The organism is Streptomyces huasconensis, assembly GCF_021028635.1.
Lineage (GTDB): Bacteria > Actinomycetota > Actinomycetes > Streptomycetales > Streptomycetaceae > Streptomyces > Streptomyces huasconensis.
The window spans coordinates 3,843,864-3,858,659 of sequence record NZ_CP086119.1; the positions used below are offsets into that span (position 1 = coordinate 3,843,864).

General features: G+C 72.4%; 13 protein-coding genes, 2 tRNA genes and 1 riboswitch. Of the genes, 9 read left to right on the forward strand and 6 right to left on the reverse strand.

The genetic code is table 11. The features are described 5' to 3' along the window. Positions 1-98: 98 nt before the first annotated feature. From lhgO to J2N69_RS17475, 3 genes are all read left to right on the forward strand, one after another. The gene (gene lhgO, locus J2N69_RS17465; protein ID WP_230901619.1) at positions 99-1,307 is read left to right on the forward strand and encodes an L-2-hydroxyglutarate oxidase; all 1,209 of its coding nucleotides are present in this window, start codon (positions 99-101) and stop codon (positions 1,305-1,307) included. 354 nt (positions 1,308-1,661) lie between these two features. Further along, positions 1,662-2,528, forward strand: coding sequence for a tRNA (guanosine(46)-N7)-methyltransferase TrmB (gene trmB, locus J2N69_RS17470; protein ID WP_230901620.1), 867 nt, complete (start codon positions 1,662-1,664; stop codon positions 2,526-2,528). Positions 2,529-2,572: 44 nt separating this feature from the next. Then, positions 2,573-3,937 carry a PrsW family glutamic-type intramembrane protease gene (locus J2N69_RS17475; RefSeq protein ID WP_230901621.1) on the forward strand — a complete coding sequence of 455 codons (1,365 nt, stop codon included), beginning with the start codon at positions 2,573-2,575 and terminating at the stop codon, positions 3,935-3,937. Positions 3,938-3,989: 52 nt separating this feature from the next. Here J2N69_RS17475 and J2N69_RS17480 read toward each other — a convergent pair whose 3' ends face one another. The 4 genes from J2N69_RS17480 to J2N69_RS17495 form a co-directional block, all read right to left on the reverse strand. Beyond that, complete coding sequence (locus J2N69_RS17480) at positions 3,990-4,934, reverse strand: aldo/keto reductase (protein WP_230901622.1); 945 nt, start codon at positions 4,932-4,934, stop codon at positions 3,990-3,992. A 90-nt stretch (positions 4,935-5,024) separates the two neighbouring features. After that, on the reverse strand, positions 5,025-6,101 hold the full coding sequence (locus tag J2N69_RS17485; RefSeq protein ID WP_230901623.1) for a M23 family metallopeptidase: 1,077 nt from the start codon (positions 6,099-6,101) through the stop codon (positions 5,025-5,027). An 11-nt stretch (positions 6,102-6,112) separates the two neighbouring features. Continuing rightward, positions 6,113-6,260: riboswitch (cyclic di-AMP (ydaO/yuaA leader) on the reverse strand. A gap of 236 nt (positions 6,261-6,496) precedes the next feature. Beyond that, the gene (locus J2N69_RS17490; RefSeq protein ID WP_230901624.1) at positions 6,497-7,654 is read right to left on the reverse strand and encodes a PP2C family protein-serine/threonine phosphatase; all 1,158 of its coding nucleotides are present in this window, start codon (positions 7,652-7,654) and stop codon (positions 6,497-6,499) included. 179 nt (positions 7,655-7,833) lie between these two features. Then, positions 7,834-7,907 (reverse strand) — tRNA-Met (locus J2N69_RS17495). Positions 7,908-8,062: 155 nt separating this feature from the next. On the opposite strand from J2N69_RS17495, the gene J2N69_RS17500 reads away from it, so the two are divergent. The 6 genes from J2N69_RS17500 to J2N69_RS17525 all read left to right on the forward strand — a co-directional run bounded on the left by J2N69_RS17500 (position 8,063) and on the right by J2N69_RS17525 (position 12,064). After that, entirely contained in the window at positions 8,063-8,977 is a 915-nt protein-coding gene (locus tag J2N69_RS17500) for an alpha/beta fold hydrolase (protein ID WP_230901625.1), read from the forward strand. A 51-nt stretch (positions 8,978-9,028) separates the two neighbouring features. Beyond that, a complete protein-coding gene (locus J2N69_RS17505) occupies positions 9,029-9,775 on the forward strand; it encodes a MerR family transcriptional regulator (RefSeq protein ID WP_230901626.1) in 747 nt (248 codons plus the stop codon). Between the two features lie 163 nt (positions 9,776-9,938). Beyond that, a complete protein-coding gene (locus J2N69_RS17510) occupies positions 9,939-10,208 on the forward strand; it encodes a chaplin (protein WP_230901627.1) in 270 nt (89 codons plus the stop codon). A gap of 23 nt (positions 10,209-10,231) precedes the next feature. Next, positions 10,232-11,434 carry a helix-turn-helix domain-containing protein gene (locus J2N69_RS17515; RefSeq protein ID WP_230901628.1) on the forward strand — a complete coding sequence of 401 codons (1,203 nt, stop codon included), beginning with the start codon at positions 10,232-10,234 and terminating at the stop codon, positions 11,432-11,434. Positions 11,435-11,558: 124 nt separating this feature from the next. Further along, on the forward strand, positions 11,559-11,930 hold the full coding sequence (locus J2N69_RS17520; protein ID WP_230901629.1) for a hypothetical protein: 372 nt from the start codon (positions 11,559-11,561) through the stop codon (positions 11,928-11,930). Further along, positions 11,927-12,064, forward strand: coding sequence for a hypothetical protein (locus J2N69_RS17525; RefSeq protein ID WP_230901630.1), 138 nt, complete (start codon positions 11,927-11,929; stop codon positions 12,062-12,064). Before J2N69_RS17520 ends, J2N69_RS17525 begins: the two co-directional genes overlap by 4 nt. Positions 12,065-12,112: 48 nt before the next feature. On the opposite strand, the gene J2N69_RS17530 is transcribed toward J2N69_RS17525, so the two are convergent. Then, a tRNA-Lys gene (locus J2N69_RS17530) sits at positions 12,113-12,185 on the reverse strand. Between the two features lie 177 nt (positions 12,186-12,362). Then, positions 12,363-14,663 (reverse strand): DEAD/DEAH box helicase, encoded by a 2,301-nt coding sequence (locus tag J2N69_RS17535; RefSeq protein ID WP_230901631.1) that lies wholly within the window; start codon positions 14,661-14,663, stop codon positions 12,363-12,365. Between the last annotated feature and the right edge of the window lie 133 nt (positions 14,664-14,796).

Below are 14,796 nucleotides of genomic sequence, written 5' to 3' on the forward strand. Positions count from 1 at the left end.
CGGCGCGGGGACCCACGGCGGGGAAGCACACATCCACCCCAGGTTTGAGGGCGTTGTCAGTGGCGCAGGGCAGTATCTGTGGTGGGAGGTGAGGCGCGGTGAAGAAGGTCGCGAACGACTGCGACGTGCTGGTGATCGGCGGCGGCATCGTCGGTCTCGCGACGGCGTACGCCCTCACGCGCGCCGCCCCCGGCACCCGCGTCACCGTGCTGGAGAAGGAGCGCGGCCCCGCCCGCCACCAGACGGGCCGCAACAGCGGGGTGATCCATAGCGGGATCTACTACCGCCCCGGCTCCCTGAAGGCGAGATACGCGGTCCGCGGCGCCGCCGAGATGATCAAGTTCTGCGCGGAGTACGGCATTCCGCATGAGGTCACCGGCAAGCTGATCGTCGCCACCGAGCGCGCGGAGCTGCCCCGGCTGCACGCCCTGGTCCAGCGCGGCAGGGAGAACGGCATCCCGGTGCGCGAGCTGGGCCCCGCCCAGATCACGGAGTACGAGCCGGAGGTGCGCGGCCTCGCCGCCATCCACGTCGGCACCACCGGCATCTGTGACTACGGCGCGGTGGCGAGACATCTCGCGGAGGCCTCCGGCGCCGAGATCCGCTTCGGCGCGGCCGGGCACGTCACGCGCGTGGACCGCCGCGCCGACCTCGGCGTCGCCGTCCGCACCGCCGATGGCGCCATCGTGCGCGGCAAGGTCCTGGTGAACTGCGCGGGTCTGCACTGCGACGCGGTCGCGCGGCTCACGGGCGACGACCCCGGCATGCGGATCGTGCCGTTCCGGGGGGAGTACTTCGAGCTGGCCCGCCCCGAGCTGGTCCGCGGTCTCGTCTACCCCGTGCCCGACCCGGCCTTCCCCTTCCTCGGCGTCCACCTCACCCGCGGCATCGACGGCGGCGTCCACGTGGGGCCGAACGCGGTCCCCGCCCTGGCCCGCGAGGGGTACGCCTGGTCGGTCGTCCACCCCCGCGAGCTGGCCGGGACGCTCGGCTGGCCGGGCTCATGGCGCATAGCCCGCCGCCACTGGCGGTACGGCGCGGGTGAGCTGCGCCGCTCCGTCTCCAAGACGGCGTTCACCGAAGCGGTGCGCAGGCTGTTGCCGGGGATCGGCCCCGACGACCTGGTGCCCGCCCCGGCCGGGGTCCGCGCCCAGGCGGTGCTGCGGGACGGCACGCTGGTCGACGACTTCCTGATACGGGAGGGCGCGCGCACGGTGCACGTCCTGAACGCGCCTTCACCCGCCGCCACGGCCTCACTGCCGATCGGACGGGAGGTCGCGCGGCGGGCGCTGGCCGTCTTGGGGTGAGGCGGGGCTCCGCGGCAGCCGGGGCTCCGTGACCGCCGGGTTCAGCGGCTCTGCAGGGTCGCCTTCAGCAGAGCCGGGGCTCGGTGACCGCCGGATTCAGCGGCTCTGCCAGGTCGCCTGCCGGCGGTCTGTGTGCGTCGACGCGGTGCTTGGTGCTCTGCGGGTCCGACGCGGCTGAGCGCGCAGTTCCCCGCGCCCCTGGCGGGGCACGACCCCCGCGTCCCTGACGGGCACGGTCCGCCCGCAACGCCCTGCCCCAAGGGGCGCGGGGAACTGCGCGACCAGCCACCGCCGACCCGCAGCGCACCGGCAGCCGGACCACCCCACCTCCCGCCCCGTAAAATTGGCCGCACTGTGTCTGAGTCACCCCAAACCCCCGAAGCCCCCGAGGCCCCCGAAGCGTCCGGCACCCCCGAGGGGGACGGGCCCCGGCGGACCGGGCGCCCCCAGGCCGCCCCCCGCTTCCCCGGCGGCCCCTCCCCCGACCCCGCGGGCTCGCACCACGAGCGCCGCATCCGCAGCTTCCAACCGCGCCGCAGCCGGGTGACCACCAGCCAGGGCGACGCCCTGCGGCGGCTCTGGCCCACCTGGGGCCTGGACATCGACGGCCTGCGCACGCTCGACCTCGGCGAGCTGTTCGCGGACGAGCACGGCCCCCGCCCCGACCTCCCCGTCGTCCTGGAGATCGGCTTCGGCATGGGCGAGGCGACCGCGCAGATGGCCGCCGCCGACCCGGACACCGGCATCCTCGCCGTCGACGTGCACACCCCCGGCCAGGGCAACCTCCTCGGCCTCGCCGAGCGCGGCGGCCTGACCAACGTCCGCGTGGCCAACGGCGACGCCATCATCCTGCTCCGCGAGATGCTCCCGCCCGAGTCCCTCGCCGGTCTGCGCGTCTACTTCCCCGACCCCTGGCCCAAGGCCCGCCACCACAAGCGCCGCCTGATCCAGCCGGAGTTCCTCACCCTGGCCGCGCCCTCGCTCAGGCCGGGCGCCCTCCTGCACTGCGCGACGGACTGGGAGCCGTACGCCGAGCAGATGCTGGAGGTACTCACCGCGCACCCCGACTTCGAGAACGCCCAGGAGGGCGGCGGCTTCGCGCCGCGCCCGGACTTCCGCCCCCTCACCCGCTTCGAGGGCCAGGGCCTGAAGAAGGGGCACGTGGTCCACGACCTGCTGTTCCGCCGTGTGGAGCAGCTCGGGACGGGCACCGGCAGGTAAAGGCGCCGTCGCGGCCACCCCCGTCCCTCGTTAGGGTCAACGACGTGGCCACCAGTCCTCCGTATCCGATTCCGCCCGAGGCACCCGCCCCGGGAGAACTCCGACGCGCCCACTGGTGGCAGCGGCGCGCGATACGCGTGGCCGGACTCGTCACGCTGCTCGCGCTGTCCGGCCTCGTCATCCTCGCCCTGGTCAGGAAGCAGACCGGCACCGAGGGCTTCCTCGTCGGGCTCGGCCTGGCCACCGTCCCCGTGCCGCTGCTCGTCGCCGCGTTCCGCTGGCTGGACCGGGTCGCGCCGGCGCCCTGGCGGAACCTCCTCTTCTCCTTCGCGTGGGGTGCCTGCGCCGCCGCGCTCATCGCGATCGTCGCGAACAGCTTCGCGATCCGCTGGATAGCCACCGCCACCGCCGACCCCACCAGCGCCGACACCCTGGGCGCCACCGTCATCGCGCCGATCGTCGAGGAGTCGGCGAAGGCCGCCGCCATCCTGCTCGTCTTCCTCTTCCGCAGACGCGACTTCACCGGCATCGTCGACGGCATGGTCATCGCCGGGGTGACCGCGACGGGCTTCGCGTTCACCGAGAACATCCTCTACCTCGGCAACGCCTTCGTCACCGACCAGCTCAGCCGCGAGAGCGGTGTCGCCTCCGTGACGGCGGCGACGTTCTTCGTACGCGTGGTCATGTCGCCGTTCGCGCACCCGCTCTTCACGGTCCTGACCGGCATCGGCTTCGGCCTCGCCGCCTTCTCCGCGGAGCGCCTGCGCCTGCGCCGCGTGCTGCTGCCGCTCGCCGGACTGCTGCTCGCCATGGGCATGCACGCCCTGTGGAACGGCTCCGCGGTCTTCGGCCAGGTCGGCTTCCTCGCCGTGTACGCGCTCTTCATGCTGCCCTCGTTCGGGCTGCTGACCTGGCTGGCGGTCTGGACGCGCCAGCGCGAACTGCGCGTGGTCCGCGCCGAACTGCCCGCGTATGTGGCGGCGGGCTGGCTCACCCCGCCCGAGCCGTACGCGCTCGGCTCGATGCGGGCTCGGGCGCTGGCCCGCGACTACGCCTCGTACACCTGGGGGAAGGCCGCGGGCCGCGCGGTCCTGGAGTACGAGACGTACGCGACGTCACTGGCGCTGCTGCGCCACCGGGGGCGCCGCGGCCGGGCGGGCGCCGACTTCGTCGTACGCGAGCGGGAGTTGCTCGAACAGCTCTGGGAGCGCCGCGAGCCGGCCCGCCCCGCGCTGGCGTACGCGGCCCGCGCGATCACCCCGGTCATGCGCCCCCTGCCGTACGCGGCGTATGCCCACCCGCACGGCGCGTACCACCCCGCTCCGTACGCCCCCGCCCCGTACGGCCAGCCGCAGCCCTACCCGGCACCGGCGTACGGCCACCCGGTCCACAACCCCTACCGCTCCTAGGCGCCCGAAAGTCCGGAAACCCGGAAGCCCGGAGGCCAGGGAGCCCGGAAGCCTACGCGGAGGCCGCCGTCAGCGCCGTCAGCTCGGCGTCCGTCAGTTCGAGGTCCGCCACCGCGAGCAGCGCCGGCAGCTGCTCGACCGTGCGGGCGGAGGCGATCGGCGCCGCCACGGTGGGCTGGGCCGCGAGCCACGCGAGGGCCACGGTCGCGACCTCCGCCTCATGCGCCTCGGCGATCTCGTCGAGCGCGGCGAGGACCCGGCCGCCCCTCTCGGTGCCCGCGTACTCCTCGGCCCGGCCGCTGCGCGCGCTCTCCACGCGCGTGCCGGGGCGGTACTTGCCGGTGAGGAAGCCGGAGGCGAGCGCGTAGTACGGGACGGCGGCCAGGCCGGAGCGCGAGGCGACCTCCTGGAGGCGGCCCTCGTAGGTGTCGCGGGAGACGAGGTTGTAGTGCGGCTGGAGCGCGACGAAGCGGGCGAGGCCCTCGCGGTCGGAGAAGTCGAGGGACTCCTGGAGCCGCTCGGGCGTGATGTTGGAGGCGGCGATGGCGCGCACCTTGCCGGCCGCGACCAGCTCGTCCAGCGTCCCGATGATCTCCTCCACGGGGACCGACGGGTCGTCGTAGTGCGTGTAGTAGAGGTCGATGTAGTCGGTGCCGAGGCGGCGCAGGGAGGCGTCGGCGGCGCCCTTGATGGTCTCCGGGGCCAGACCGGTGTACTCGGGGTGGGCGCCGACCTTCGTCGCCACGATGACGTCGGAGCGGTTGCCGCGGGCGGTCAGCCACTCGCCGATGAGGGTCTCGGACTCGCCGCCCTTGTTCCCCTCCACCCAGGCCGAGTACACGTCGGCCGTGTCGATGAAGTTGCCGCCCGCCGCGGTGTAGGCGTCGAGGACGGCGAAGGACGCCGCCCGGTCGGCCGTCCACCCGAAGACGTTGCCTCCCAGGGCCAGCGGGAAGACGTCGAGGTCGGATGAGCCAAGAGTGCGAAGAGAAGTCATACGTTCCTCAACGGACCCGGCGGAAACGGAATTCCGTCCGCTCCCCCAAAGGAACGTCAAGCAAAGGAACGTAAGCCCGCGGGCCCCGGGTCAGGGGTTGAGGCCCTTGCTCTGCAGCCAGGCGAGCGGGTCGACGGTGGAGCCGCCCGCGGTGTGCACCTCCATGTGCAGGTGCGGCCCGGTGACGTTGCCGGTCGCGCCCACCCGGCCGATGACATCGCCGGTGCTGACCTTCTGGCCCGCGCTGACGTTCATCGAGGACTGGTGGCAGTACCAGACCTCGGTGCCGTCGCTCAGCTCCAGGACCGTGCGGTAGCCGTACGCCCCCGCCCAGCCGGCTTCCTTGACGGTGCCGGTGTGGACGGCCTTGAGCGGGGTACCCGTCGGAGCGGCGAAGTCGAGACCGGTGTGGTGCCCGGAGGACCACATGGAGCCGGCGACACCGAAGTGGGACGTGATGGTGTACGAGGAGGTGGGCAGCGCGTAGCTCTTGGCGAGCTTGGCCCGGCGTTCGGCCAGGGCCTTGGCCTCGCGGGCCTCCCGCTCCTTCTTCTTCTTGGCGGCGGCCTCGGCGTCGGCCTTGCGCTCCGCCTGCCTCTGCTGGGCGGCGGCCTCCTCGGCGGCCTTCTTGACTGCGGCCTCCTCGGCCGCGCTGCGCACCGCGTCGTCCGCCTGGTCCTGCTGGTTCTCGGCCTGCTGCATGATGCGGGCGCGCAGGGCCTCGCCCGCGTCCGTGGTGCCCTGCTGGGCGTCGGTGTGGCTGACACCGGCCGCGGTGAGCGGGGCGGCCGCGGCGACGGTCTCGGCGCCCGCGGGGGCCGCGGAGTCATCGGAGAGCAGTGCGCCCACGCCGGGCAGGGACTCGGCCGCGGGCAGCGAGTCGGTGACGGCGCCCAGGTCGGGCATGGAGATGGAGACGGGCGGCTTGCCGTCCTGCGCGGTGGCCATGCCGCCCGCGCCGACGGCGGCGATGACGCCGACGCCCAGCACGGTGGAGCTGCGGGCGAGCCCGCCGCCGCCCTTCTTGTGCACACGGTGCCTGCCGCGGACGGGACGGACGGACTCCTCGGTGGGGTTCCATTCCTCCCAGGTCTCCGGGTCGTATCCACCGAAGTCGTCGTCATTCGGTATGTACGCGGCTTGGGGGGCAGGCCGGTTGGACGCCACTGGGGCGCACTCCTTTCCTTCCTTCTCGCCTACCGGGTTAGCTGACGGGTTCGGAGCAGGAAGGTCTCCTACGGACATCTGGCACGGATGCACAGGTGCCCGATTCACCCCAAGTTGGTGGTTCCCCGGCTCCCTTGCGGGATTAGGCGTGTGCGCACGGAGCCGCCTCTAGTGACGGCTGGGACGACCGCGCTGCGTTATCGAACGTTAATAGACAGCGGTGCCGTATTCCAAGCTGTTCCGATTGATCGTTAACGCTCACGGCCGGTACTTATCGGGGCAAGCCGACCCATAGCAGGGCGAGTTGACCCTGTATCAACCCACGAAAGCCGCGTACCGGAACTTCACATTCCCTTGACAGAACGTCAGTTGTCATGCGGACGGCTCCGCTTCGCTCACGGCCGGTGACAGGCCCCCTCCCCCGCGGGCTTCCCGTCCCCCGTGGCCGGCCGCCGCACCGCCAGCAGCGCCATGTCGTCCGTCGTCGCACCCCCGGTGTGCCGCCGTACCTCCTGCGTGAGCGTGGCGAGCAGCGTGTGCGGACCCTCGCGGCCGGGGAAGATCCGCCCGCCGAGCCGGGCCGCCGGGTCGTAGAAGGCCCCGGCCGCGTCGCGCGCCTCCGAGAGCCCGTCCGTGTAGAAGAGCAGCATCGCGCCCGGCGGGAACTCCGACTCGTCCGCCCGGTCCGGCCACGCGCCCAGTTCCCCCATGCCGAGCGGGAGCGCGGGCTCGCTCGGCGTGAGCACGCACAGCCGCCCGTCGCCCCGCAGCAGCAGCGGTTCCGGGTGCCCCCGGTTCACCAGCCGTACGCAGCCCTCGCCGACCCGGATCTCCGCGAGGACGGCGGTGGTGAACCCCTCGAAGGCGTCGAGCCCGTCCCGCCGGGTGCCCTCCCGCGCCAGGGCCCGCTCCAGGCGCTGCGCCACCGCCTCCAGGGTGGTCTCCTGCTCGGCGGCCTCGCGGAAGGCGCCGATGACGACGGCGACGGCGGCCACCGCGCCCATGCCCTTGCCCCGGACATCGCCGACGATGAGCCGTACGCCGTGCGGGGTGTCCTGCACGGCGTACAGGTCGCCGCCGATGAAAGCGTCGGCCTGCGCGGCCTCGTACCGCGCCGCCAGGTCCAGCCCGCCGATGCGGGGGTCGGGCTGCGGCAGGACGGCGCGCTGGGTGGCCTCGGCGATGGAGCGGGCGATGGCGAGCCGGTCGTTGCCGCGGCGCACGACGCGGTTGATGAAGACCGCCAGAGCCGCGACGGTGGCCACGGTGAGCAGTTCGGTGACGGCCTCGGCATGGCCGCCGGCGGAGTTGCCGTAGTGCAGCACGATGACCGCGGCCGAGGCCGCGACGCCCGTCAGGACGGTGCAGAGCAGCGAGTAGAAGGGGGCGGCGATCAGCGGGGCCGCCGTGAAGAGCGGGGCGGCCGTGAACGCGGGCGGGGTCAGGGCGTCGTACACGACCCCCACGACGAGGAGCAGGACGGGCAGGACGCGTACGAGTGTCCGCTCGTGCGCGGTGGCTCCGCTGCCCCCGGTACCTCCACGCTGCCCCACCGCTTGTCTCCCGCCGATCCCGCGCCCGTCGCCGCGCTGCACCCAGGTTTCCCGGCGCGGGGTGCGGGTGCGAGCTGGTGTGGGCCATACGGGTGACGGGACGGGTCGCGCCGGGGCCCGGAAACACCGAAGGCCCGGAGTCCGTGACTGATCACGGACTCCGGGCCTTCGGCCTTCAGTAGCGGGGACAGGATTTGAACCTGCGACCTCTGGGTTATGAGCCCAGCGAGCTACCGAGCTGCTCCACCCCGCGTCGGTGAACCCAACAGTACGCCATCCGAGGGGGTGAGGCGAACCAATAGCCTCCGGGTGCCCCAGCGGCGCCCATCGGCATCCGAGGCTCACGCGGCGGTGGCCCGGCGAAGGGGGCTTGACCCTGACCCAGCGTCAACGTTGGAGCCTCCTCGCATGACGGACGACAGCACTTCCACGGCCGGGTTCACGCCACCGGTCGGAGGGTTCCAGAAGATCGACGGGCGCCGCCTCTTCGTACACCGGACGGGCAGCGGCGGGCCCGCCGTCGTGTTCCTGCCGGGCGCGAGCGCGGTCGGCCTGGACTACGCCGGCGTGCAGCAGGGCGTCGCACGGTTCACCACCGCCGTGGTGTACGACCGCGGCGGCACGGGCTACAGCGACCCCCTCCCGCTGCCGCGCACCGCCGCCGAGGTCGCGGCGGAACTGTACGAGCTGCTGCGCGCCGAGGGCATCCCCGGCCCGTACGTGCTCGCGGCGCACTCCCTCGGCGGTGCCTACGCGCATCGGTTCGCCCAGCTGTACCCGGGGGACGTGGCCGGGCTGGTCTGGCTGGACGCCTTCCACCGCGACTGGGACGACTTCATGCCTGCCGCGGCGTCCCTGGCCGCGGCCGAGCGGATGGCACCGGACTCGGAGCAGCTCGAACAGATGCGCCCGGCCCTGCGCGCGATGCGCGCCGAGCTGCTCGCGGACCACCCGGAGCACCTGCGCCGGCCGCTGCTCGAAGCCAAGGACAGCGACGCCTGGCTCCGCTCCGGGGCCGCCGAGCGGACCGGCCTGGCCGCGCTCGCCGCCGAGCTGAAGGCCGGGCCGGACCTCCCCGACGTACCGGTGGTGGCCCTCACCGTGGTGGGCGACGACCCCGGCACGCGGGCGGCGGCCCCGGACCCGACGCTGCGGCAGATGAACGGAGCCAAGACGGAACTGGACGCCGCCCTGGTGAGCGCGGTCTCGTACGGGGAACAGCGCGTCCTCACCGACACCTTCCACCACCGGCTCTGCTTCGACCGCCCCGACGCCGTGGTCCAGGCGGTCCGCGACGTGGTCGGCCGGGCGGCCCGACCCTAAGATCGCCACGACCACGACCCGACCACGACCAGGCCCGGAGGTGCAGGAACGGTGCTGACGATCGGCCAGCTCGCCGCGGCGGCCGGCGTGACCGTGCGCACCGTGCGCCACTACCACCACTTCGGCCTGCTGCCCGAGCCCGAGCGCGACGCCTCCGGGTACCGCCGTTACGACGCGCAGGCCGCGGTGGACCTCATCCGCATCAGGACCCTCGCCGACGCCGGCGTCCCGCTGGCCCGCATCGACGCGCTGCTGCACGCGCGGCCCGCCGAGTTCGCCTCGGCCATCGCCGACATCGACGCCGAGCTGCGGCGCAAGATCGGCCGCCTCACCGAGTACCGCCGCCGGATCGCCCGGCTGGACAGCGGCGAACGGCTCGTCCTGCCTCCCGAGGTGGTCGCCGTCCTGGACCGGATGCGCGGCCTCGGGGTCAGCGAACGCAGGGTGCGCATGGAGCGCGACTCGTGGATTCTGCTCCAGGCCCTCGACCCGGCCTCCCTGCCGCGGCGGATACGGGACAAGAACGCCCGGTTCGACGACCCGGAGACGACCCGCCTGTATCTCGCCTGCGATCAGGCGGTCGACTGGGACCCGGACGATCCGCGGCTGGACCGGCTCATCGACGAACTGGACGCGTGGGAGACCGGCCACGAACGGGACGACGCTCCCTCGGGAAGCCCGAAGCTGGTCTTCTCCAGGATCTTCGTCGAGGCGTCCCCGTCCTGGCAGCGCATCATCGGAACACTGTCCGACCGCGCCGCCCAGCGCCGCAGGGCCGCCGCCGAGCGGCACGGCTGAGACCGCCAAGGCCCCGGACGGCCCCTGCCACAACCGCGCCCCGGCCGCACCCGGGGGACCACGAACGAGCGATTCCCTTACGGCCACCGGGCCACCGGCATGTCGCCGCCGTGCCCGCCGGGTGAGGCTCCAGGCAGGACGCACACACACTCGGAGGCACCACATGCTCATCCGCAGGCGCCCCCTGGGCGGACGCACGATCTTCGCGACGGCCGCGCTCACCGCGGTCGCCCTTACCGGCGGCACGCAGCCCGCGGCGGCCGACCCCCGCCCCGAGGACAACCTGGTGGCGGTGGTGAGCAACTCGCCAGGCCCCGGGAGCGGCAACCTCGTACAGGCCCCCGTGCAGGGCTCGTTCAACTTCTGCGGCAACACGATCAACGTCATCGGCGTGCCGAGCCCTGCGGTGGGCAACATCTGCGAACCGAACTGACCGGTTCGGCGTACCGTGACAGCGTGGCAACCGACGACCTGGGGCGAACTCTCCGACGCCTGCGTCGCCTGGCCTCCCTGACCCAGGAGGACTTGGCCGAGCGTTCGGGAATATCCGTCGACGTGATCCGGCAGCTCGAACAACGGCGTAAGCACTCGGCACGGCTGCCCACACTTCATGCCCTGGCCAACGGCCTCGGTGTTGAGCTGACGACCCTCCTGGGAGATCCGCCGGCCGTCTCCACCGGAGAGAACGACGGGCCGCGCTTCGTGGCGGTGCGGCGCGCCATCATGCCGGCGCTGTGGGGGGCGCAACCGGCCCCGCCTGGCCCCGACTTCTCACTGGCCACCCTGCGCGAGCGGATCGCGGATGGCTGGACGCAGTATCACGCCGCCGAGTTCGACACGGTGATGAAGGCGCTGCCGGACGTGATCTCCGAGGCGCGCGCCGCCACCCTCGGCGATGACGAAGCCGCCGGGTTCGCCGCGTTGGGCAAGGCCCTCCAGCTTGCCGGGCACGTCGCTGTGCGCATGGGCAAGACGGACCTCGCGCTCATCAGCCTGGAGAGGGCGATAGAGGCCGCGGGGCAGTCCTCCGACCCGCTCCTCCGCCCAATGATCGTCAACTCCGTCGCGTGGGCGTACCAGCGTCAGGGGCGCCTCGACGACGCCCTGAGCATCGCTCTCCACGCCGCCGATGACGTCCAGAGGGGCGGCCGCACGGACACCGCCGACGGCTTGAAGGTCTGGGGCGCACTGACCATGTCGGCTGCCACGTCTGCCGCGCGCGGCAACGACTACACGCGTGCGGCCGCGTTGATGGCGGGCGCCGAGGTCGAAGCGGCTCGTGTCGCCAAGCTGCCGCAGGGCAGCGACAGCCGGATGGTCAGCGTCTTCAGCCCGTCTTCGGTACGGATCGAACGTGTCCGGCTGGCCGTTCAGTACGGGCACCCCGAAGACGCCCTGGCTCTCGCCAAGGGAATGCGGCTGAGCAAGGACACCCCGCCGTCATGGCGGACATGGCTGCTGCTGGACGTGGCTCGCGCCCACACCGACCTCGGGGACGCGGCAGGGGCCGTGAAGGCCTTGGAGGCCCTGCGCCGGGTGGCTCCGACGTGGATGCAGCATCACACCCTGGCCGTGGCCATCGTGCGTGACCTGTGGGCGCTCCCCAACCATCCGGCGGGACTCCGCCCCCTGGCCGAGTTCCTGGGAGTCGGCGACTAGCGTCGCGAAAGTGGGACGTTCCATCCCTGTCACAGTGAGTGGCGAATCGATTCCATGAGTCGGGCAAGACCCCGGCGGCCGCGCGATCGGCCCCGGGGCGTGGCCGACCGACAAGGGAGTCGACATGGGCGACGTTACGATCCCGCTGCCCGGCGGGGGAAGCGGTTCGCAAACACTCCGGGTACCACCGATCGCACTGCCCGATCCGGCCGGACTCGCCGAGGATCAGGTGTGCGGCCGCCGCTGCGTCTGGTGCGCGGCCTGCCTCAACAACAACGAGGCCGTCGACCTCGGCGCCCGCCAGGTGGACGCCCACGGCAGCGGAGCCCACTGGTTCCCGCGCGGCTGCCGCCCCTGCGCCTACACCCACCTCTCCGAGGCATCCCAGGTGCACCGCAAAGCCTGCAAGGTGTGCTCCACCAGCCTCCCGTGGTGCCGCACGGGCCAGACCCTGTTCGGCGCGGCCATGCGGGCCGCCCGGCCGGTGCCGCGATGAGTGGGGCCGCCGTCCGGTACTGCTGGCGCTGCGACGAGCCGATCACCAAGGAGCATCCCGGCACGTCGGCCATGAAGGTGTCCATCTCGGCGGGCGGCGCAGTCGTCTGGCTCCACAAGAAGTGCCCGAGGTGAACACGACGAAAGCCCAGTCGGGACCCTCCCCGAACTGGGCTTTCTCCGTAGACCGTGTGGGACTCGAACCCACAACCAATGGATTAAAAGTCCACTGCTCTGCCAATTGAGCTAACGGTCCTCCGTGGTGCTCCCCCGAGCATAGCGGGACACGCCCCGCCATCCGATCGGGTATCGCCGTCGAAGGCGGAAGAAGTGTGTGCCGATGCCCGGGGCGGGCGTACGGACGCCGATGGGCCCACCCTCTGGAGAGGGTGGGCCCATCGGTTCAACTCGTCACCGCGCGAGGGCGGTTGACTCAGCCGTTGCGCTTCCAGCGCGGCTTGTCGTCACGGCGGCCGAAGGAGCCGGTGCCGGTGCCCGAGCGGTCGCGGTTGTACGCCGGGCGCTCGTGACCACCGGAGCGGAAACCGCCGGAGGGACGGTCGTCGCGACGGTCGCGGTTGAAGGGACGGTCGCTGCCGCGGTGGCCGCCGGCCGGGCGGTCGTCACGGCGGAAGCCGCCACGGTCGCCGCCGCGGTCATCACGACGGTCACGGTTGAAGCCGCCACCGGACGGACGGTCGTCCCGACGGAAGCCACCGCCACGGTTGTCGTCACGACGGTCGCGGTTGAAGCCACCACCCGACGGACGGTCATCCCGACGGAAACCACCACGGTCGCCGCCACGGTCGTCACGACGGTCACGGTTGAAGCCGCCACCGGACGGACGGTCGTCCCGACGGAAGCCACCGCCACGGTTGTCGTCACGACGGTCGCGGTTGAAACCGCCACCCGACGGACGGTCATCCCGACGGAAACCACCACGGTCGCCGCCACGGTCGTCACGACGGTCACGGTTGAAGCCGCCACGGTCACCACCGCGGTCGCCGCGACGGTCACGCTCGTAGTTGCCGCGCTCATCACGCTGCGGACGACGGTTCTCGTACGAGGACGAGGACGAGGCACGCTCCTCGCGGACCGGGCGCTCGGCGGTGGGCTGCTCGGGGACCGACGCGACGGCGGCCTCCACGACGGCCTCGGCCGCGGCTGCGGCCTCGGCGACGGCGGCCTCCGGGTCCTCGCCGCGCTCACGGGCGGCACGCGCGGTGAGGCGGTCGGCCTCCTCACGCAGCTCGGCGGCGCGGCGGGTGGCGCGCTCCAGCTCCTTGGTCAGCTCCTTGACCTCACGCTCGGCCTGGGCCGCGGCATTGCCCGCGGAGTCGGCCTGCACCTCGGTCATCGAGCGGGCGCCGGTGATCTCGGCGACCTCCGGGTCGAAGGTGCCGCCGCCGTTGATGATGTGGCGCGTGGCGTCGACGCCCGCGTCCTCCATCAGGCGGAAGATCTGGCGGCGCTGGTGCGGCAGCGACAGGGAGACGACCGTGCCGGAGCGGCCGGCACGGGCCGTACGACCCGAGCGGTGCAGGTAGTCCTTGTGGTCGCCGGCCGGGTCCACGTTCAGGACCAGGTCGATGCCGTCGACGTGGATGCCGCGGGCGGCGACGTCGGTGGCGACGAGGGCGTTGACGTAGCCCTTCTTGAAGTCCTCAAGAACGCGCGTACGAGCGCCCTGCGTCATGCCGCCGTGCAGCGCGTCGGCCTTCACACCGGAGTCGCAGAGCTGCTCGGCGATGCGGTCGGCGCCCAGCTGGGTGCGGACGAAGATGATCGTGCGGCCCTTGCGCGCGGCGATGGCGGCCGTGACGGGCGCCTTGTCGCGGGGCTTCACGATGAGGATGTGGTGCGTCATGGTCGTGACGTTGCCCTGGGCGCTGTCGACCTCGTGCGTCACCGGGCTGTTCAGGTAGCGCTTGACCAGCGTGGAGATCTCGTTCTCCATCGTGGCCGAGAACAGCATGCGCTGGCCGCCGGACGGAACCTGGTCGAGCAGCTCGGTGACCTCGGGCAGGAAGCCCAGGTCGGACATCTGGTCGGCCTCGTCGAGCACCGCGATCTGGGTGTTCTCCAGCGAGCAGGCGCCGCGGCTGATGATGTCGCGCAGGCGGCCCGGGGTGGCGACGAGGATGTCGACGCCGCGCTCCAGGGCGTAGATCTGGTTGCCCATGGACGTACCGCCACAGACGACCTTCATCTTGAGGCCGAGGACGTCGCCGTAGGGCTGGAGGGCGTCCGCGACCTGCATCGCCAGCTCACGGGTCGGGGTGAGGATGACGCCGCGGGGCTTCTTCTTCTCGGTGCGGCCGCTCTCGGCGAGGGTCGCCAGCATCGGCAGACCGAAGGAGAGGGTCTTGCCGGAGCCGGTGCGGCCACGGCCGAGGATGTCCTTGCCGGCCAGGGCGTCCGGGATGGTCGCGGCCTGGATCGGGAAGGGCGTGGTCACGCCGTTCTGCGCGAGCTTGCGGACGATGCCCTCGGGCAGACCGAGGTCGCCGAAGGTCATCTCGGGCTCGGCGTCGGCGTCGGCCTCAGCGGTGGCGTCGGCGTCGGCGTCGGGGGTGACCTCGGTGACGTCCTCGGCCCCGGAGACCGCGACGGCCTCGACGGCAGCCTCTACGACCTCGTTCTCGACGATCTCGACGATCTCGTTCGTGGCGATCTCGTTCTCGACGATCTCGTTCTCGGGCAGGACGGCGTGGTCAGAACTGAAAATGGACATGCGAAATGCGAAACCTTCCGGAGTCTCGGCACGCGCCCGTCAACTCCGTGATTTCGCAATGGACCGCCTCGATGCGGTCAGCCACGGCAAGGGAGAGTACGCGCCACGCGGCGCTCTTCTGTGTCGGCGCCGG